Genomic DNA, 20347 nt, shown 5'->3' on the forward strand with positions numbered 1-20347 from the left:
AACCGGATTTGTGATGTCAGAATCCCGCCAAATGACGGACGCCGAGACCAACCCGCTGCTGAAGGCCTGGGTAACGCCGTTCGCGACCCCGCCCTTCGACGAGATCAAGCCGGAGCACTTCCTCCCGGCGTTCGAGCAGGCTTTCGCCGACCACGCCGCCGAGATCGCCGCGATCATCAATGATCCCGCGGCGCCCGACTTCGCCAACACCATCACGGCGCTGGAGCGCTCGGGCAAGCTGCTGAGCAAGGTTGCGGCGGTCTTCTACGACCTCGTTTCGGCGCATTCCAACCCGGCCATCCTGGAGATCGACAAGGAGGTCTCCTTGCGGATGGCGCGGCACTGGAATCCGATCATGATGAACGCGGTGCTGTTCGGCCGCATCGCCCAGCTGCACGAGAATCGCACCAATCTTGGGCTCACGCCCGAGCAGCTCCGCTTGCTGGAGCGCACCTATACCCGCTTCCACCGCTCCGGCGCCGGTCTCTCCGAGGAGGCCAAGGCGCGGATGGCTGAGATTAACGAGCGGCTCGCCCAGCTCGGCACCAGCTTCAGCCACCATCTGCTCGGCGACGAGCAGGACTGGTTTATGGAGCTCGGGGAGGCCGACAGCCAGGGCCTGCCGGAGAGCTTTGTCGCCGGCGCCAAGGCTGCGGCAGAAGAGCGCGGCATGGAAGGCAAGGCCATCGTCACGTTGTCGCGCTCTTCGGTCGAACAATTCCTGAAGAGCTCTGCCCGGCGTGACCTCCGCGAGAAGGTCTACAAAGCCTTCGTCGCGCGTGGCGATAACGGCAACGCCAATGACAACAATGGAACCATTGTCGAGATCCTGAAGCTGCGCGAGGAGAGCGCCAAGCTCCTGGGCTACCCGACTTTTGCCGCCTACCGGCTCGAAGACTCCATGGCCAAGACGCCGGAGGCGGTGCGGGGCCTTTTGGAGCGGGTCTGGAAGCCGGCGAGGGCGCGGGCGCTCGCCGACCGCGACGAGATGCAGGGGTTGATTGCGGCCGAGGGCGGCAATTTCAAGCTCGCGCCTTGGGACTGGCGCTTCTACGCCGAGAAGCTGCGCCTTCAGCGCGCCAATTTCGACGACGCCGCGATCAAGCCCTATCTTTCGCTCGACCACATGATTGCCGCCGCGTTCGACTGCGCCACGCGCCTGTTCGGCATCACGTTCGAGGAGTGCAAGGACGTTCCGGTCTGGCACCCCGACGTCCGGGTCTGGGAGGTGAAGGGGCCGGACGGCAAGCACAAGGCGCTGTTCTATGGCGACTACTTCGCCCGGCCGTCGAAGCGCTCCGGCGCTTGGATGACCTCGCTGCGTGATCAGCAGAAGCTTGACGGCGACGTCGCACCGCTCGTTCTCAACATCTGCAATTTCGCCAAGGGCGCCGGCGGCGAGCCTTCGCTGCTGTCGCCCGACGATGCCCGCACCCTGTTCCACGAGTTCGGCCACGGGCTGCACGGCATGCTCTCCAACGTGACCTATCCGTCGCTGTCGGGCACGTCAGTGTTCACCGACTTCGTCGAGCTGCCGTCGCAGCTCTACGAGCACTGGCAGGAGCGGCCCGAGGTGCTCCAAAAGTTCGCGCGCCATTACCAGACCGGCGAGCCGCTGCCGGACGAGCTCTTGCAACGGTTCCTTGCCGCGCGAAAATTCAACCAGGGCTTTGCCACGGTCGAGTTCGTCTCCTCCGCGCTGGTCGATCTCGAATTCCACACCCAGCCGGCTGCCGCCGCACAGGATGTCCGTGCCTTCGAGAGACGTGAGCTGGAGAAGATCGGCATGCCCGAGGAGATCGCGCTGCGTCACCGGCCCACGCAGTTCGGCCACATCTTCACCGGCGACCACTACGCCGCCGGCTATTACAGCTACATGTGGTCGGAGGTGATGGACGCGGACGCCTTCGGCGCGTTTGAGGAGGCCGGCGACATTTTCGATCCGGCTGTGGCCAAGCGCCTGCACGACGACATCTATTCGTCGGGCGGCTCAGTCGATCCGGAAGCTGCCTATGAGGCCTTCCGCGGCCGGCCGCCGGAGCCCGACGCGCTGCTGCGCCGTCGCGGCCTGCTCGAAACGGCAAAGGCCGCCTGATGGGCATGCGCGCTCTGTTCGGATGGCTGCTCGCCATTGGCCTCGCGCTCGTATCGGGCTCGGCGCAGGCGCATCCGCATGTCTGGATCACCGCGACCAGCGAGCTGCTCTACGCGGCGGATGGCTCGATCACCGGCGTGCGCCACGCCTGGACCTTCGACGACATGTTCTCGGCCTATGCGGTGCAGGGGCTCGAGAGCAAGACCAGGGGCACCTATACCCGCGAGGAGCTCGGGCCACTGGCGCAGACCAATGTCGAGTCGCTGAAGGAATACGCCTACTTCACCTTCGCAAAGGCCGACGGCAAGAAGGAGCGGTTCCAGGAGCCGGTCGACTATTTCCTCGACTACAAGGACACGGTGCTGACCCTGCACTTCACGCTGCCGCTGAAGAATCCGGTCAAGCCGAGGCAGCTCGTGCTCGAAGTGTTCGACCGCTCCTTCTTCATCGACTTCCAGATGGCCAAGGACAACCCGGTCAAACTGGTCGGCGCGCCCGCGGGCTGCCAGATAAAGCTCGACCGTCCGAGCGACGGCTCGGCCACCGCCCAGAAGCTCAACGAACAGACTTTCCTGAATGGCGAGAACAGCAATTTCGGCATGATGTTCGCCAACAAGATCACGGTGGATTGCCCTTGAAGCAGCACCTCTCCCCGCTGGCGCGCGGGCTGATCGCCTGCGCCGCTGTTGTGCTGGTCGCGATCGTGACGGACGCCGCGCTTCACGATCTCCTCGCACAAAATCCCTTTGGCGCGCCGCGGCCCGCGCAGCCGGTCGAGCCCGAGGCCAGCGGCCTCGTCGGCTGGCTGTTGGCAAAGCAGTCGGAATTCTATCGGCAGATGTCGGCGACCATCCGCGCCGCGAAATCCGACGGCTCGGCGGTCTGGACGCTGCTGCTCATCTCGTTTGCCTACGGCATCTTCCATGCCGCCGGCCCCGGCCATGGCAAGGCGGTGATCGCCTCCTATCTCGTCGCCAACCGCGAGACCGCCCGGCGCGGCATCGCGCTGTCGTTTGCCTCCGCCCTGATGCAGTCGCTGGTGGCGATCCTCATCGTCGGCATCTCGGCCTGGATCCTGAATGCGACCGCCAAGACCATGTGCAAGGCGGAAGGGGTGATCGAGATCGCGAGCTACGCCCTGATCGCGCTGTTCGGCCTGCGCCTCGTCTGGGTCAAGGGCGGCGCCTTCATCCGGGCGCTGCAGGCGGCTCAGCCGGTGCCGGCGATCGCGGGCGTGCCGCATGACCATCATGATCACGGCCATCACCATCATCCTGACCATCATCATGATGCGCATGATCATCACGACCACGATCATCATCACCACGGTCATGCTCATGCCCATCACCATCATGCGCATGACCACGTTCATGACGAGCATTGCGGTCACTCCCACGGCCCCGCCCCCAGCGAGCTCGCCGGCCCCGGCGGCTGGCGGCGCGGTTTCGCTGCGATCCTGACCGTCGGCATCCGCCCCTGCTCGGGCGCGATCCTGGTCTTAGTGTTCGCGCTGGCCCAGGGCCTGTTCTGGGCCGGCATCGCTGCGACCTTCCTGATGGGGCTCGGTACGGCGATCACGGTCGCGGCCATCGCCGTCGTCGCCGTTTCCGCCAAGGACGTCGCTGCTCGCCTCAGCGCCGGCCGCGACGGCGGCGGCGCGCTGTTCATGCGCGGCATCGAATTCGGTGCCGCCGGCCTGGTCCTGCTGTTCGGGGTCGGCCTCTTGTTCGGCTACATCGCGGCTGAACGGACGACGTGTTTTTGACCCGAACTCTCTCGCCCCGGACGCAGCGCAGCGCCCCTTCGACGCTGCGCTGCAGAGCCGGGGCCCATGTCTCCGCATGGCCGCGTGGGGGCCTTCTGGGTCCCGGCTCTGCGGAGCAGCGCAAGAGCGCTACACCGCGTCCGGGACACGAGAGCCGCGCCTTTGCGAACTCCCTCCGGTCAGCTATTCAGGTACCAAGACCAACAAGAACGGTCGGGGGAATTCGATGTCGCGCGAACAATTCTGGTTCTTCCATCCGTTCCGGGTGCGCTATTCCGAGATCGACGGCCAGGGCGTCGTCTTCAATGCGCATTACCTGACCTATTTCGACACTGCCATCACCGAATATTTCCGCGCGCTCGGCTTCGACCAATATGCCGACGCGCAGGCGAGCGGCATCGATTTTCACATCGTCAAGTCGGTCATCGAGTACAAGGCGCCGGTCCGGTTCGACTGGGAGCTCGACGTCGGCGTGCGCGTGGCGCGGATCGGCAATTCGAGCCTCGTCTTCGAGCTTGCCATCTTCCTGAAGGGCGGCACCGACGCGCTGGTGACCGGCGAGATCGTGTGGGTCTACACTGACCAGAACCCATCGTCCGGTCACGATCCCGGCATCGATGCGGGCGCTGATCGCGACACGGGAGCGTCATCTGGCGCCGTGAGGCTGCCTCACACCGGCAGAAACCGCTTCAAGGCCGGCATGAAGAAGATCCCGAGATTGATCGCAAAGCCGATGCTCCAGAGGATCGAGCGCAGCGTCGGGCGATTGCCGAGATAGGTCAGCACATAGGCGATCCGCACGATCAGGAACAGCGCGGCGAGTTCGTCGATCAGCCGCTGCGGCGAGTCCCTGTATTCGGCGAGCAGCACCGCGAAGGCGAAGAACGGGAAGGTTTCGATGCCGTTCTGGTGGGCGCCCAGCGCGCGCTGCGCGATGGCGTCCTCATAGAAGGCAGGATCGCGCGGCCGGGAATTGTCGAAGCTGCGAAACCTGATCCATTTGATCGAGCCGATCGTGGACAGATACAGCAGCAGCGCTCCCAATACGCACCATTCCGCGAGCGTCATCTTCCCTCCCCCCGCTTGGGTGCGACCCTAGCGAAACCGCCCTCATCTTGACAAGTTCGGACCAACGCGCGACCCAACCAGCCATGAACAGCGTCGTCCCTCTCGAGACAGCGAACCCGGCCACCGGATCCGCCCTGCCACGCGTCGGCGTGCTCCTGATCAATCTCGGAACGCCTGACACCGCCGATGCGCCGGGTGTGCGGATCTATCTCAAGGAGTTCCTCAGTGACGCCCGCGTCATCGAGGACCAGGGCCTGATCTGGAAGCTGGTGCTGAACGGGATCATCCTGCGCAGCCGTCCCCGCACCAAGGCGCTCGATTACCAGAAGATCTGGAACAATGAGCGGAACGAGTCGCCACTGAAAACCATCACGCGCTCGCAAAGCGACAAGCTCGCAGCCGCCTTGTCGGACCGCGACCATATCGTTGTCGATTGGGCGATGCGCTACGGCAATCCCTCGATCAAATCGGGCATCGACGCGCTGATTGCGAAAGGCTGCGAGCGCATCCTCGCGGTCCCGCTCTATCCGCAATATTCCGCTTCGACCTCGGCGACGGTCTGCGATGAGGTGTTCCGCGTGCTCGCGCAGCTGCGTAACCAGCCGACGCTGCGGGTGACGCCGCCCTATTATGACGACGTGGCCTATATCGAGGCGCTCGCGACCTCGATCGAGGCGCATCTGGCGACGCTGCCGTTCAAGCCGGAGCTGATCGTGGCGTCATTTCACGGCATGCCGAAATCCTATGTCGACAAGGGCGATCCCTATCAGCAACACTGCATCGCGACGACAGAGGCGCTGCGGCGCCGGCTCGGCTCGGACGAGACAAAGCTGCTGCTGACCTTCCAGTCCCGCTTCGGCAATGACGAGTGGCTCCAGCCTTATACCGACAAGACGATGGAGCGGCTCGCCAAGGAAGGCGTGCGGCGGATCGCGGTGGTGACGCCGGGCTTCTCTGCCGACTGCCTTGAGACGCTGGAGGAGATCGCGCAGGAGAATGCCGAGATCTTCAAGCACAATGGCGGCGAGCAGTTTTCCGCGATCCCGTGCCTCAATGACAGCGTATCAGGCATGGACGTGATCCGCACCCTGGTGCTGCGCGAGCTTCAGGGCTGGATCTGATGGACGCCCCATGAATCGCCGCGAGTGCCTGGCGCTTCTCGGGACCATCGTGGCGCTGCCGTCCTCGGTGCTGGCGCAGCAGCCTGCGCGGCGGCTCGGCGTGCTCTCGGTCACGGCCGCCGATGACGCGATCGGGCAGGCGCGCAGCACAATCCTTGTCGAGGCGCTCGCCGGCCAGGGTTGGAAGGAGCGCGACAACCTCAAGATCGATTGGCGCAGCGGTGGAGGTGACCGCGGGCGCATCGCTCAGCTTGCGGACGAGCTGATCGCGCTCAAGCCCGACATCCTGCTCGCGGTCGGCACGCCCTCGGTGGAGGAGCTGCGCCGGCGCACCACGACGATCCCGATCGTGTTTGCCGTCGTCACCGATCCCGTCAGCCAGGGTTTTGTTGAAAATCTCGCGCATCCCGGTGGCAACATCACCGGCTTCACCGATTATGACGGTCCGCTCGCCGGCAAATGGCTGGAGATGCTGACCCAGGTCACGCCGCCCGTCCGCCGCGTGCTCGTCGTCTACAATCCCGCCACCGCGCCGTTCGCGCCCCTGATGCTGCGCACGATCGAAGATGCCGCACGGACGCTGCATGTGACGGTCGAGCCCGCGCCCCTCCATGACCCCGCCGCGATCGGGGCGCTGGCTTCGCGGAAAGACGGCGCCATCCTGGTCCTGCCGGACTTCTTCACCATGGCCAACCGCGCGCAAATGCTCTCGGCGATCGCACAGGCGCGCGTCCCCGCGGTGTTCTGGAGCCGGACCTTCGTCGACGAGGGTGGGCTGATGTCCTACAGCACCGACAGCGCCGAGCAGCTCCGGCGTGCGGCTTCCTACATCGATCGCATTCTGAAGGGCGCGCACGCAGCCGATCTCCCGGTCCAGAACCCCACCAAGTTCGAGCTCGCGCTCAACCTCAAGACGGCCAGGGCGCTCGGCGTCACACTTTCCCCAGGTCTGCTCGCAATTGCGAATGACGTGATCGAATAGGAACGGAAGGTGGTCGGAAATCTCGGATGATGCTGGTTTCCGATATGGACGGGAGCCGTGTCTGGATCTTAGAAATCTCTGAACGTTGGAAATTCCGGACCATGACCGTCAAGATCGAAACCTATTACGACTTCAGATCGCCCTACGCATATTTCGCCGATTTCAGGATCCGCAACGCCGAACTCGGCCTGACGGCCGAGGTTGAATGGGTCGGCCGTCCAATCTTCATCGACGTGATCCTCAACCTCCAGTCTGGCCGCGAGCTATGGGCGCCTTACGTCGACACCCTCATCCCTCCCAAACGGGCCTATCTGATGGCGGACATCCGCCGCATGGCGAGATTTTACGGGGCGCCCTTCAAGCCATCGTGGAAGTGGCCCAACCGGCCTAATCAAATTCCCGCATTGTGCGTTGCGTCTCTGCTGTCAGGTCGGGTTGAGCAGGGTTTCCGAAGCACCATCTTCGATGGCCTTTGGCATGAGCAGCGCGACATCTCCGCCCCAGTGGTGTTGAGAGAAGCCGTCGCCCACGCGGGTGGTGATCCGGCAATCGTGGAGCAAGCCAACGATCCCGGCGTTCGCGACGCCTTAACGAGGCGCACGGTGGAAGCTTATGCGAACGGGGTGTTCGGCACGCCCACGTTCGTCTGGAATGGCGAAATCTTCTTCGGTGCGGATCGACTGGAAGTCCTGGCCTGGAACGTGAACCGCGCGGCCGCCGAACGGTAACGTAAAAGGGGACACGAAAACCTCGACGTTCGCCGCTAGGTCTGCGCCGCGCGCTTTCAAGAGCCGCTCGCAAATACATATCGCAATCGTTCTCTCCCCTCGACGTCTTGTGCAGAACTGCGCCTATACCGACGTGAATTGCGACCACTGAACCGGTAGGGTCGTGATCCCGACCAATGACAGCGCCGGAAAGGGCCTTTTTCCCGGCTTGGAGGACATATGAGCGGTTTCGACATTTTCGCGATTGTTCTGGTATTGCTCGTCATCGTCACGCTGGTGGCCGGCGTGAAGACGGTGCCGCAGGGCTATGACTGGACGATCGAACGGTTCGGCAAGTACACCCAGACGCTCAGCCCCGGACTCAATCTGATCGTGCCGTATTTCGATCGCGTCGGACGCAAGATCAACATGATGGAGCAGGTGATCGACATCCCCGAGCAGGAGGTCATCACCAAGGACAACGCCACCGTGACGGTGGACGGCGTCGCCTTTTATCAGGTGTTCGACGCTGCGAAGGCGAGCTACGAGGTCGCCAACCTGAACCAGGCAATCACGGTCCTCACCATGACCAACATCCGGTCGGTAATGGGTTCTATGGACCTCGACCAGGTGCTGTCGCACCGCGACGAGATCAACGAGCGCCTCTTGCGCGTCGTCGACGCTGCGGTCTCGCCCTGGGGCGTCAAGGTCAACCGCATCGAGATCAAGGACATCGTGCCGCCTGCCGACCTCGTCGAGGCCATGGGCCGGCAGATGAAGGCCGAGCGCGTCAAGCGCGCCGACATCCTCGCCGCCGAAGGCCAGCGCCAGTCGGAGATCCTGCGCGCCGAGGGAGCCAAGCAGGGCCAGATCCTCCAGGCCGAAGGCCGCCGCGAGGCCGCCTTCCGCGACGCCGAGGCGCGCGAGCGTCTGGCCGAAGCCGAGGCGAAAGCGACCCAGGCAGTGTCGGAGGCCATTTCCAAGGGCGACGTCGCCGCGTTGAACTATTTTATCGCCGATAAGTATATCAAGGCGTTCGGCCAGTTCGCGGATGCGCCGAACCAGAAGATCATCATGTTGCCGGTGGAAGCCGTGAGCATGCTGGGCTCGCTCGCCGGCATCGGCGAGATCGCCAAGGCAACGTTCGGCGAGAGTGCCGCATCCGCAGCGGCTGCCGCACGCCGCGGCGGATCGGTCCCGTCGTCGGGCCCGACGCCGCCCGCGGTGCCGCCGCAGTAACAGGGCTCTCTTACAGAGGTCGTGTCATGACCGACATATTCGCATCGCTGGGCAACTGGAATTGGCTGATCTTCGGCTTCATCCTGATGGCCCTGGAGGTGCTTGCGCCGGGCATCTTCCTGTTCTGGCTTGGCCTTGCTGCGCTGCTCGTCGGCCTGATCTCATTCGCCGTCGCCATCTCCTGGCAGATCCAGCTCGTCATGTTTGCGATCTTCGCCGCTGCGGCCGTGCCGATCTGGCGCCGCCTCGCCAGGCCGAAGCCGGATGCGAGCACGAGCTCATTCCTCAACAAGCGCGCCGAGGCCTTGCTCGGCCGTGAGTTCACGCTGGAGAAGCCGATCATCGACGGTTCAGGCACAGTGCGCATCGGCGACACAGTATGGCGTGTTGCGGGCCCGGATACGCCGGCGGGGACGCGGGTGAAAGTGGTGCAGGTGGACGGTGCGAATCTGACGGTCGCCGCGGCGTAGCTTCGCTTACCCTTCCCTGGAGGCGGAGGGTCGATCGCGCGCAGCGCGAGCGGGGTGGGGTGATCTCTCCACTCGGGCACCGCTGGATGTGGAGAGACCGTCACCCCACCCCGTCTCACATTTCGCTACGCTACATGTGAGCCGACCCTCCCCCTCCACGGGAGGGTAAGAGGCGCCTTATCTCTTCCACCTTTCCGCAAACCTGTGCAGCGGCATGAACGTCTCGCACAGCTCGCGCCCTAGCGGTGTCAGTCCGTAACCTCCGCCGTCACCCAACTCCACGAATCCGGCCTCGCGCAGTTCGGTCAGGCGCGCTTGCAGCACCGTGGGCGAGGCTTCGTCACAGGCGGTGCGCAGGGCGCGCGAGGTGAGGGGCTCTCCGCGTAGCTCCCAGAGAATCCGCAGGCTCCAGCGCCGGCCGAGCAGGTCGAGCAGCACCATGATCGGCCGGCCCGTGCGCGAGCCGCGGACGCTGCGTGTCATCGTGCCAGCCTGTTTCGCCATCGTCGCCTCTTGCATCATGCTACGGATAATGTAGCGTACCGCTACGATTATTGTAGCACCGGAGACCGCTCTTGTCTCAGGCCTCGCCGCGCATCGCACCGCTCACCCCGCCTTATCCCCCGCAGATTCAGGCGCAGTTCGACCGCATCATGCGCGGCGCGCCGCCGCTGGCGTTGTTCCGGGTGATGGCGGGCCACGGCCGCGCCTGGGACAAGTTCCGCGCCGGCGGACTGCTCGATCCCGGGCCGCTGTCGCTCCGCGACCGCGAGATCGTCATCGACCGCACCTGCGCGCTGAACAGATGCGAATATGAATGGGGCGTGCACGTCGCGATTTTTGCCGGGCCGGCAAAGCTCACCGAGGACGAAGTGCGGGCGACGGTGCAGGGCGATTCAGCATCAACATGCTGGTCGTCGGCCGAGCAGGCGCTGATCGCAGCCGTCGACGCGTTGCATCATCGCGCGACATTCACGGACGAGGAGTTCGCAGCGCTTTCGGCGCATTACGACGAGGCGCAGATCCTGGAAATCATGCTCCTGTGCGGCTCCTATCGCACGGTGTCGTATCTGGCGAACGGGCTGAAGCTGCCGCTGGAGGAGAACGCCGCGCGGTTTCCGGGATAGGTCTCTCCACTGTCATTGCGGGGAGCCCTTGCGACGAAGCAATCCAGGCTGTCTCTGCGGAGGCAGTCTGGATTGCTTCGCTGCGCTCGCAATAACGAGTGGAGAGAGTGTGTGTGCTTTAAGCCACGCCTGCGCGCAGCAGATCGTGCAGATGCACGATGCCCACCACCTTGTTCGCTTCCGTCACGAGCAGCGTCGTGATCTTGCGGGTGTTCAGCACCTCGATCATCTCAGTCGCGAGCATCGAGGGCGGGACGGTCTTGGGCTGCTTCGTCATGATCTCATCGACGGTCACCGCCAAAAGGTCAGGCCGCATGTGGCGGCGCAGATCGCCGTCGGTGATGATGCCGACGGCCTCGTCCGCATCGTTGACGATGCAGACGCAGCCGAGCCCTTTGGCCGACATCTCGACCACGGCCTCGGACATCTTGGTGCCTTCGGGCTTGACCGGGATCTCCGCGCCGGTGCGCATGTAGTCGCGCACGAATTTCAGCATGGCGCCCAGCTTGCCGCCGGGGTGGAAATGCGCGAACTCCAGCGCTGTGAAGCCGCGCCCCTCGAGCAGTGCGATCGCAAGCGCGTCGCCGATCGCGGCCTGCATCAGCGTCGAGGTGGTCGGCGCCAGATTGTGCGGGCAGGCCTCGCGCGCCTTCGGCAGCTCGATCACGAGGTCGGCGGCCTGGCCGAGCGAGGAGGCTGCGTTCGACGTCACCGCGATCATGGGAATCGCGAACCGCGCCGAATAGTTCACGAGGTTCTTCATCTCCGGCTGCTCGCCGGACCAGGACAGCGCCATGATGACATCGTCGGTGGTGATCATGCCGAGATCGCCATGGCCGGCTTCGGCGGCGTGCACGAAGAAGGCGGGCGTGCCGGTCGAGGCCAGCGTCGCCGCGATCTTGCGCCCCATATGGCCGGATTTGCCGAGCCCGGTGACGATGACGCGGCCCTTGGCCTGCCGGATCAGCTCGACCGCCTTGGCGAAGGTCGCACCCAAGGGGCCGCGCAGGGCAGCGGCGAGCGCGTTGATGCCGCCGCTCTCCGTCTCCAGCGTGCGGAGCGCGGATTCGACGCTTGTCGGAATGGGGCCGGATGATGCGGTCATCAGCGGTTTCGAGCTCGGCATGGTCTGGTCCAGGGAGGAGGGGCGTTCGCCCGTTGGCGCCTGCTTAGCACGCCCGGGCCAGCGAGGCGACGAGAGCGCCGACACCCTCAACGGGTCATTAACCATAATTGTTTTAACTCCATTAACGATGGTTCCCGCCAGCCGGCGGAGCGATCGTGAAAGTGTTTGATTTCGTTGGGGTTATTCCATCGTGGGGTCGTCTCCAGGCAGGGGCCGGAGCAAACGCGCGCATTTCCTGCGCGCGGCTTTGCCATGTCTGGCGCTGACGGTCCTCGGAAGCGGCCCTGCGGTCGCCCAGAGCCTCACACCCGACCTGTTCAATCCCAACCGCGGCGGCTTTGTCTCGCCCGACACGCTGCCGACGCGCCGCACGGCGGGCGTGCCGCAGGCGCCGTCGGATGCATTGCCGGCGCTGCCCGATCCCAATGCAGATCTGCGCAAGCGTCAGCAGACGCTGGCGACCTCGCGCGTCGGTCAGGTCCCGACCTACGGCCTGCCCGCCGCCACCGGTGCGAGCAGCTCCGGCTACGACTCGCTCAACCGCAAACGGCAGCAGCCAAAGCTCTATCCGGGCCAGCCGAAGCCGAAGCGCGCCGCCGGTCCCGGCTCGCCGCCGCCACCCGCAACGCCGGTCACGACGCTGGGCCCGCCGCGCATCGCGCCGCCGCCGTCCGAGACCGCGCACAAGGCGCCGGTAGCCCCGGCAATGGCGGGCAACGTGCCCGGTCAGCCGCTGCGCCGCCGCCTCAAGCTCGATGAGGATCCGTTCGGCGCGGTCGGCGACTATGCCGGCAGCTTCCTGATCAAGGGCGGGCTCGAGCTCTCCACCGGCTACGACACCAATCCTGCGCGTCTGAACAAGCCGGTCGGCTCGCCGGTCTATGTGGTCGCGCCCGATCTCCTCGTGGTGTCCGATTGGGAGCGCCACGCGCTGGTCGCGGATTTGCGCGGCTCGTTCTCGGGCTACACCAACAACATGCCGGCGACGATCAACGGCTTCGCCTCGCCCTCGCCGGTCGAGATCGACCGCCCCGACTTCACCGGCCATGTCGATGGTCGCGTCGATGTCGACCGCGATTTCAAGCTGACCTCGCAGCTGCGCCTGCGGCTCGCCACCGACAATCCCGGCAGCCCGAACGTGCAGGCCGGCCTGCAGAAATATCCTGTTTACGCCGCCTATGGCGCGACCGTCGGCTTCGACCAGACCTTCAATCGCTTCCAGGTCGCCGCCGGCGCCACGGTCGATCGCACGGCCTACACGGATTCGAAACTCACCGATGGCTCGACCTTCAGCAACAATGATCGCGACTTCAACCAGTATGGCGGCGTCGGACGCTTCTCCTACGATCTGAAGCCGGGCCTGAAGCCCTTCGTCGAGATCCAGGGCGACACCCGCGTCCACGACCAGGCCGCCGACCGCAACGGCTACTTCCGCGATTCGAACGGCGGCTATGCCAAGGTCGGCTCGTCTTTCGAGTTCTCGCGCATCCTCACCGGCGAGATCTCGGTCGGCTATTCCGCGCGCAGCTACACCGATCCGCGCCTCAGCCAGCTCTCCGGATTCCTCACCACGGGCTCGCTGATCTGGAACGCCAGCGGCCTCACCACAGTGAAATTCTTCACCGACACGCAGATCGCGGAGACCACGGTCGCCGGCTCCTCGGGCGTGCTGGTGCGCACTTACTCTGCCGAAGTCGACCACGACTTCCGCCGTTGGCTCACCGCCGTCGGCAAGTTCACCTACGGCACGCTCGACTACCAGGGCCAGAACCGCAACGACAAGACCTACTCGCTCGAAGGCAATCTGATCTACAAGCTCAACCGCAACATCTGGATCAAGGGCACGCTGCGCCACGACATCCTGGATTCGAATCAGGCGGGATCGAGCTCGCAGGGGACGGTGGTGATGGTCGGGGTGAGGTTGCAGAATTGATCAGGACGTGAGTGCGCGTAGATTGACGCGCAGCCTTGCCTCTTTGCTCCGCTGTCATGCCCCGGCCTTGACCGGGGCATCCAGTACGCCGCGGCCCATCCGTATACGTTTGACGTCTCTGGAATACTGGATCGCCCGCTTTCGCGGGCGATGACACCTTCAAATTTTGATGGGGACGCGAGCCGCACTCACCGCGGCAGATCCGTCTTCCCCATCAAAAACGTATCGATCGACCTGGCACACAGCCGGCCCTCGCGGATCGCCCACACCACCAGCGATTGGCCGCGGCGCATGTCGCCGGCCGTGAACACGTTCGGGCGCGAGGTCTGGTAGTCGAGCGTGTTGGCCTTGACGTTGCCGCGCGGGTCGAGCTCGACCGCGAGCATCTTCAGGAGGCCCTCGTGCACGGGATGGACGAAGCCCATCGCGAGCAGGACGAGCTCGGCATCGAGCTCGAACTCGGTGCCGGCAATCGGCTTGAACTTGTCGTCGACGCGCACGCAATGCAGCTTCTTGACCTTGCCGTTCTCGCCCGAGAACTTCTGGGTCAGCACGGCGTATTCGCGGATCGCGCCTTCGGCCTGGCTGGAGGAGGTGCGCATCTTCAGCGGCCAGTTCGGCCAGGTCAGGCCCTTGTTCTCGCGCTCGGGCGGAGCGGGCATGATCTCGAGCTGGGTCACCGACAGAGCGCCCTGGCGCAGCGAGGTGCCGATGCAGTCCGAGCCGGTATCGCCGCCGCCGATGACGACGACATGCTTGCCGCCGGCCAAAATCTCCTGGACGCCGCCGAGCGGCTCCTCGGAGACGCGGCGGTTCTGCTGCGGCAGGAAGTCCATGGCGTAGTGAATGCCGGCGAGTTCGCGGCCGGGGATCGGCAGGTCGCGCGGGGCTTCCGCGCCGCCGGTCAGCGCCACGGCGTCATATTCGTTGAGCAGCTCGCGCGGATCGACATTGCCGGCTGCGCCGACATGGCTGTTGTAGTGGAAGGTGACGCCTTCGGCTTCCATCTGCTTGATGCGGCGGTCGATGACACCCTTTTCCATCTTGAAGTCGGGGATGCCGTAGCGCAGCAGGCCGCCGGCCTTGGCGTACTTCTCGTAGACATGCACGTCGTGGCCGGCGCGCGCGAGCTGCTGCGCGCAGGCCATGCCGGCCGGACCGGAGCCGATCACCGCGACTTTCTTGCCGGTCTTCTCTGCGGCCAATTCCGGCTTCAGCCAGCCATTGTCCCAGGCGCGATCAACGATCGCGCATTCGATGGTCTTGATGGTGACGGGGTTGTCGTCGATGTTGAGCGTGCAGGACGCTTCGCACGGCGCCGGGCAAATGCGCCCCGTGAACTCCGGGAAATTGTTCGTCGAGTGCAGATTGCGCGAGGCTTCTTCCCAATTGCCCTGGTAGACGAGGTCGTTCCAGTCGGGGATCTGGTTGTTGACCGGGCAGCCGGGCGTGCCGGGCGCGACCGAGCCGGTGCCGTGGCAATAGGGAATGCCGCAGTTCATGCAGCGCGCGGCCTGCTCGCGCACCTCCTTCTCGGAGAGCGGAACGACGAATTCCTTGTAATGCTTCACGCGCTCGGCGACCGGGGAGTACTTGCGGTCGTGCCGTTCGATTTCCAGAAAACCCGTGATCTTGCCCATTAAACCCGAAGTCCCTGCCGCTTAATTCGTTTGTTGCTTCTTCAACCGTCATTGCGAGGAGCGAAGCGACGAAGCAATCCAGTCCGCACCTGAGGAGAAAGTCTGGATTGCTTCGCTGCGCTCGCAATGACGGGCGCTGATATTGTTACGCCCCGATCGCGATTTTCGGCTCGGCGTCCGCGTTGGCCGCCAGTTCGCGCAGCGCGCGCCGGTACTCGACCGGCATCACCTTGCGGAACTTCGGTAGCCATTCCTTCCAATTGGCGAGGATGTCGGCGGCGCGCTTGGAGCCGGTTGCCTTGGCATGGCGCGTGATCAGCACGTGCAACCGCTCGACGTCGGAGGCGAGCAGGTTCTTGAACACGTCGACCCGGCCGTGCGCTTCGAGGTCGCCGGAGGCGTGATAGGTGTCGGCGTTGATCATCTCCTCCGACAGCACGGGTTCGAGCTCGACCATGCTGAGGTTGCACAGCTTGTCGAAGTCGCCGGCCTCGTCCAGCACATAGGCGATGCCGCCGGACATGCCGGCCGCGAAGTTGCGCCCGGTCTTGCCGAGCACGACCACGATGCCGCCGGTCATGTATTCGCAGCAATGATCGCCCGCGCCCTCGACCACCGCCACGGCTCCGGAATTGCGCACGGCAAAACGTTCGCCGGCGATGCCGCGGAAGTAGCATTCGCCCTCGATCGCGCCGTACATCACGGTGTTGCCGACGATGATGCTCTCTTCCGGCACGATCGCGGAGTTCCTCGGCGGCTTGACGATGATCTTGCCGCCCGAGAGGCCCTTGCCGACATAGTCGTTGCCTTCACCCTCGAGCTCGAAGGTGACGCCGTGGGCGAGCCACGCGCCGAACGCCTGGCCGGCGGTGCCCTTGAGGCTGACATGGATGGTGTCGTGCGGCAGGCCGGCATGGCCGTAGATCTTGGCGACCGCGCCCGACAGCATCGCACCCGCTGAGCGGTTGGTGCTGTTTATCGCAGCTTCGATCTTCACCGGTGCGCCGCGGTCGAGTGCAGGCGTCGCCTGCTCGATCAGCGTGCGGTCGAGCACCGCTTCCAGATGATGGTTCTGGCGCTCGGAGTGATAGATCTTCTGGCCCTTCTCTTCCTTCTGCTTGACGAACAGCTTGGAGAAGTCGAGGCCCTTGGCCTTCCAGTGCGCGACGAGCTTGGTCTGGTCGAGCAGCTGCACCTGGCCGACCATCTCGTTGAAGGTGCGGAAGCCGAGCGAGGCCATGATCTCCCGCACTTCCTCGGCGACGAAAAAGAAGTAGTTGATCACGTGCTCGGGCTGGCCGGTGAAGCGCTTGCGCAGCACCGGGTCCTGCGTCGCGACGCCGACCGGGCAAGTGTTGAGATGGCACTTGCGCATCATGATGCAGCCGGCCGCGATCAGCGGCGCGGTGGCGAAGCCGAACTCGTCAGCGCCCAAGAGTGCGCCGATCACGACGTCACGGCCGGTGCGGAAACCGCCGTCGACCTGGACCACGATGCGGCTGCGCAGCCGCTCGCGCACCAGGGTCTGGTGAGTTTCGGCAAGGCCGATCTCCCACGGGCTGCCTGCGTGCTTGATCGAGGTCAGCGGCGAAGCGCCAGTGCCGCCCTCGAAGCCCGCGATGGTGACATGATCGGCGCGCGCCTTGGCGACGCCCGCGGCCACCGTGCCGACGCCGATCTCGGAGACGAGCTTGACCGACACGTCGCCCGTCGGGTTGACGTTCTTGAGGTCGTAGATCAGCTGCGCCAGGTCCTCGATCGAGTAGATGTCGTGGTGCGGCGGCGGCGAGATCAGGCCGACGCCCGGCGTCGAATGCCGGACCCTGGCGATGGTCGCATCGACCTTGTGGCCGGGCAGCTGGCCGCCTTCGCCGGGCTTGGCGCCCTGCGCCATCTTGATCTGCATCATGTCGGAGTTGACGAGATACTCCGTGGTGACGCCGAAGCGGCCCGAGGCGACCTGCTTGATCGCCGAGCGCATCGAATCGCCGTTTGGCATCGGCTTGAAGCGGTCGGCTTCCTCGCCGCCTTCACCGGTGTTCGACTTGCCCCCGATCCGGTTCATGGCAATCGCGAGCGTGGTGTGCGCCTCGCGCGAGATCGAGCCGAAGCTCATCGCACCCGTGGCGAAACGCTTGACGATGTCCTTGGCCGGCTCGACCTGGTCGAGCGGCACAGGCTTGCGCTTCTCTTCCTCGGCGTTCTTGATCCGGAACAGGCCGCGCAGCGTCAAAAGGCGCTCCGACTGCTCGTTGAGGATCTTTGCGAAGGCGCGGTAGCGCTCCTGCGAATTGCCGCGCGCGGCGTGCTGCAGCAGCGACACCGACTCGGCGGTCCAGGCATGGTCCTCGCCGCGGCTGCGATAGGCATATTCGCCGCCGACATCGAGCGCGCTCTTGTAGACCTGCGCTTCGCCGAACGCGTCGGCATGGCGGCGCACGGCTTCCTCGGCGATCTCGGCAAGGCCCACGCCCTCGACGCGGGTGTGCGTGCCGGCGAAGAATTTGGCGACGAAATCAGCCTTCAGACCGACGGCGTCAAAAATCTGTGCGCCGCAATAGGACTGGTAGGTCGAGATGCCCATCTTGGACATCACCTTGAGCAGGCCCTTGCCGATCGATTTGATGTAGCGCTTGACGATCTCGTAGTCGTCGAGCGAGCCGGGCAGGCGGTCCTTCATCGCGATGATGGTTTCGAACGCGAGGTACGGATTGATCGCTTCGGCGCCGTAGCCGGCCAGGCACGCGAAGTGATGCACTTCGCGCGGCTCGCCGGATTCGACGACGAGACCGACCGAGGTGCGCAGTCCGACGCGGATCAGATGATGATGCACGGCGGCGCAGGCCAGCAGTGCCGGGATCGGCACGCGGTCGGTGCCGACCATGCGGTCCGACAGGATGATGATGTTGACGCCCTCGCGCACCGCGCTTTCAGCGCGCGCGCAGAGCTCGTCCAGCACCTGGTCCATGCCGGCAGCCCCAAGCCCGGCGTGGAAGGTCGTGTCCAGCGTGCGAGACTTGAAGTGTGTGTCGGCCACCTCCGAGATCGAGCGGATCTTTTCCAGGTCCGCGTCGGTCAGGATCGGTTGGCGCACTTCGAGGCGCTTGGTCGTGGCCATGCCCTGCAGGTCGAACAGGTTCGGCCGCGGTCCGATGATGGAGACGAGGCTCATCACCAGCTCCTCGCGGATCGGGTCGATCGGCGGGTTGGTGACCTGCGCGAAGTTCTGCTTGAAGTAGGTGAACAGCGGCTTGGCCTTGTCCGACAGCGCCGAGATCGGCGTGTCGTTGCCCATCGAGCCCGCGGCTTCTTCGCCGGTGGCGGCCATCGGCGTCATCAGGACGGTGATGTCTTCCTGGCTGTAGCCGAACGCCTGCTGGCGATCGAGCAGCGACAGGTTCGAGCGCACGCCGGTGGTCGGTACCTTCGGCAGGTCTTCGAGCACGATCTGCGTCCGCTCCAGCCACTCCTTGTAGGGATGGCTGGCGGCGAGCGTGGCCTTGATCTCGTCGTCGGGGATCAGGCGGCCCTGCTCGAGATCGACCAGCAGCATCTTGCCAGGCTGCAAGCGCCACTTGGTGATGATCTGGTCCTCGGGGATCGTCAGCACCCCCATCTCGGACGCCATCACGATGCGGTCGTCCTTGGTCACGAGATAGCGCGCCGGCCGCAATCCGTTGCGGTCGAGCGTGGCGCCGATCTGGCGGCCGTCGGTGAAGGCGATCGCGGCGGGGCCGTCCCACGGCTCCATCAGCGCGGCATGATATTCGTAGAAGGCGCGGCGCTTCTCATCCATCAAGGGATTGCCGGCCCACGCCTCCGGAATCATCATCATGACGGCGTGCGGCAGCGAGTAGCCGCCCTGCACGAGGAATTCGAGCGCGTTGTCGAAGCAGGCGGTGTCCGACTGTCCCTCATAGGAGATCGGCCACAGCCGGTTGATGTCCTTGCCGTACAGCTCGGAGCTGACCGAGGCCTGCCGCGCCGCCATCCAGTTGGTGTTGCCGCGCAGCGTGTTGATTTCGCCGTTGTGCGCGATCATGCGGTAGGGGTGCGCCAGCGACCAGGCCGGGAATGTGTTGGTCGAGAAGCGCTGATGCACCAGCGCGAGCGCGCTCTCGAAATCCTTCTCGTGCAGGTCGGGATAATACTTGCCGAGCTGGTCGGCGAGGAACATGCCCTTGTAGATCACGGTGCGGCAGGACATCGAGCACGGGTAATAGCCGGCGAGGCCGCGGTCGCGGCGCTGGTAGATCGCCTGCGAGATCGACTTGCGCAGGATGTAGAGCCGGCGCTCGAACTCGTCCTCGGTCTTGGCGGTGCCGTTGCGGCCGATGAACACCTGCATGCAGGCGGGCTCGGTCGGCTTCACGGTGACGCCGAGCGAGGAATTGTCGGTCGGCACGTCGCGCCAGCCGAGCAGGGTCAGACCCTCTTCCTTGATCTGGTCGGCGATGATGCTCTTGATGACGTTGCGCCAGGCGGCATCGCGCGGCATGAACAGTGCGCCGATGGCGTATTCGCCGGGCGCCGGCAGCGCAAAGCCGAGCTCCTTGGCCTTGCGGCTGAAGAAGGCGTGCGGGATCTGCACCAGGATGCCGGCGCCGTCACCGGCGCGCGGGTCGGCGCCGACGGCGCCGCGATGCTCGAGGTTGCAGAGAATGCTCAGCGCGTCCGCGACGATCGCGTGCGACCTCTTGCCCTTGATATTGGCGATGAAGCCGACGCCGCAGGAATCCTTCTCCAGGCTCGGGTCGTACAGTCCCTCGGCTTTGGGGCGCGAATTGTGCTCCTGAATCGGGTCGGTCGTTTTCGAGGCGACCGTCGCCGACAGCTCTTCTGCCACGATGTTTGCGCGCTCGAATTGCGACCCGTTCATTGTTCCTGTCCTCTCCGTGCGGCAAGCTGCCTCACCGCCATCTTCGGCGCACCTTGGGCGTTCCGCGGCACCCGCCTCTGGGTCACCGCTCGTCCGTTGCGAGCCGCATTTTCTTAAATTCAGGCCTAGGCGTTCTTCGTCCCCGAGAACGGCTTTGCCTGGTACCTTGCCGACGCTCGAGAGCACCGGTTTTCG

General features: G+C 64.9%; 16 protein-coding genes. 11 read left to right on the forward strand and 5 right to left on the reverse strand.

The window, feature by feature from the left end:
* The first annotated feature begins 13 nt into the window (after window positions 1-13).
* The 4 genes from P6U29_RS05325 to P6U29_RS05340 all read left to right on the forward strand — a co-directional run bounded on the left by P6U29_RS05325 (window position 14) and on the right by P6U29_RS05340 (window position 4638).
* Window positions 14-2095, forward strand: coding sequence for a M3 family metallopeptidase (locus P6U29_RS05325; protein ID WP_407116636.1), 2082 nt, complete (start codon window positions 14-16; stop codon window positions 2093-2095).
* The gene (locus P6U29_RS05330; RefSeq protein WP_407116637.1) at window positions 2095-2733 is read left to right on the forward strand and encodes a DUF1007 family protein; all 639 of its coding nucleotides are present in this window, start codon (window positions 2095-2097) and stop codon (window positions 2731-2733) included. The genes P6U29_RS05325 and P6U29_RS05330 overlap by 1 nt, the downstream gene beginning before the upstream one ends.
* Complete coding sequence (locus tag P6U29_RS05335) at window positions 2730-3860, forward strand: nickel/cobalt transporter (RefSeq protein WP_407116638.1); 1131 nt, start codon at window positions 2730-2732, stop codon at window positions 3858-3860. The genes P6U29_RS05330 and P6U29_RS05335 overlap by 4 nt, the downstream gene beginning before the upstream one ends.
* Before the next feature lie 226 nt (window positions 3861-4086).
* Window positions 4087-4638: an acyl-CoA thioesterase gene (locus P6U29_RS05340; RefSeq protein WP_407116639.1), complete on the forward strand. Its 552-nt coding sequence runs from the start codon at window positions 4087-4089 to the stop codon at window positions 4636-4638.
* Here the strand turns inward: P6U29_RS05340 and P6U29_RS05345 are convergent.
* Complete coding sequence (locus P6U29_RS05345) at window positions 4530-4928, reverse strand: MAPEG family protein (protein WP_407116640.1); 399 nt, start codon at window positions 4926-4928, stop codon at window positions 4530-4532. The genes P6U29_RS05340 and P6U29_RS05345 overlap by 109 nt on opposite strands.
* A gap of 83 nt (window positions 4929-5011) precedes the next feature.
* Here P6U29_RS05345 and hemH point away from each other — a divergent pair, with 83 nt between their 5' ends.
* From hemH to P6U29_RS05370, 5 genes are all read left to right on the forward strand, one after another.
* Window positions 5012-6049 (forward strand): ferrochelatase, encoded by a 1038-nt coding sequence (gene hemH, locus P6U29_RS05350; RefSeq protein ID WP_407116641.1) that lies wholly within the window; start codon window positions 5012-5014, stop codon window positions 6047-6049.
* 10 nt (window positions 6050-6059) lie between these two features.
* Complete coding sequence (locus tag P6U29_RS05355) at window positions 6060-7031, forward strand: ABC transporter substrate-binding protein (RefSeq protein ID WP_407116642.1); 972 nt, start codon at window positions 6060-6062, stop codon at window positions 7029-7031.
* Between the two features lie 26 nt (window positions 7032-7057).
* Window positions 7058-7759: a 2-hydroxychromene-2-carboxylate isomerase gene (locus P6U29_RS05360; protein ID WP_407116643.1), complete on the forward strand. Its 702-nt coding sequence runs from the start codon at window positions 7058-7060 to the stop codon at window positions 7757-7759.
* A gap of 219 nt (window positions 7760-7978) precedes the next feature.
* Window positions 7979-8977 carry an SPFH domain-containing protein gene (locus P6U29_RS05365; RefSeq protein ID WP_407116644.1) on the forward strand — a complete coding sequence of 333 codons (999 nt, stop codon included), beginning with the start codon at window positions 7979-7981 and terminating at the stop codon, window positions 8975-8977.
* A 26-nt stretch (window positions 8978-9003) separates the two neighbouring features.
* Window positions 9004-9447 (forward strand): NfeD family protein, encoded by a 444-nt coding sequence (locus tag P6U29_RS05370; RefSeq protein WP_407116645.1) that lies wholly within the window; start codon window positions 9004-9006, stop codon window positions 9445-9447.
* 177 nt (window positions 9448-9624) lie between these two features.
* Here the strand turns inward: P6U29_RS05370 and P6U29_RS05375 are convergent, their stop codons facing one another.
* Window positions 9625-9951 (reverse strand): winged helix-turn-helix transcriptional regulator, encoded by a 327-nt coding sequence (locus P6U29_RS05375; protein WP_407116646.1) that lies wholly within the window; start codon window positions 9949-9951, stop codon window positions 9625-9627.
* Between the two features lie 71 nt (window positions 9952-10022).
* Between P6U29_RS05375 and P6U29_RS05380 the strand changes: the two genes are divergently transcribed.
* Window positions 10023-10574 carry a carboxymuconolactone decarboxylase family protein gene (locus tag P6U29_RS05380; RefSeq protein WP_407116647.1) on the forward strand — a complete coding sequence of 184 codons (552 nt, stop codon included), beginning with the start codon at window positions 10023-10025 and terminating at the stop codon, window positions 10572-10574.
* 118 nt (window positions 10575-10692) lie between these two features.
* Here the strand turns inward: P6U29_RS05380 and P6U29_RS05385 are convergent, their stop codons facing one another.
* Window positions 10693-11700 carry an SIS domain-containing protein gene (locus P6U29_RS05385; RefSeq protein ID WP_407116648.1) on the reverse strand — a complete coding sequence of 336 codons (1008 nt, stop codon included), beginning with the start codon at window positions 11698-11700 and terminating at the stop codon, window positions 10693-10695.
* A 190-nt stretch (window positions 11701-11890) separates the two neighbouring features.
* On the opposite strand from P6U29_RS05385, the gene P6U29_RS05390 reads away from it, so the two are divergent.
* Window positions 11891-13633 carry an outer membrane beta-barrel protein gene (locus tag P6U29_RS05390; RefSeq protein ID WP_407116649.1) on the forward strand — a complete coding sequence of 581 codons (1743 nt, stop codon included), beginning with the start codon at window positions 11891-11893 and terminating at the stop codon, window positions 13631-13633.
* A gap of 188 nt (window positions 13634-13821) precedes the next feature.
* On the opposite strand, the gene P6U29_RS05395 is transcribed toward P6U29_RS05390, so the two are convergent.
* Both P6U29_RS05395 and gltB read right to left on the reverse strand, forming a co-directional pair.
* On the reverse strand, window positions 13822-15273 hold the full coding sequence (locus P6U29_RS05395) for a glutamate synthase subunit beta (protein WP_407116650.1): 1452 nt from the start codon (window positions 15271-15273) through the stop codon (window positions 13822-13824).
* A 145-nt stretch (window positions 15274-15418) separates the two neighbouring features.
* A complete protein-coding gene (gltB, locus tag P6U29_RS05400) occupies window positions 15419-20152 on the reverse strand; it encodes a glutamate synthase large subunit (RefSeq protein WP_407116651.1) in 4734 nt (1577 codons plus the stop codon).
* Window positions 20153-20347: the final 195 nt, after the last annotated feature.

Source organism: Bradyrhizobium sp. LMG 9283 (genome assembly GCF_045571415.1).
Lineage (GTDB): Bacteria > Pseudomonadota > Alphaproteobacteria > Rhizobiales > Xanthobacteraceae > Bradyrhizobium.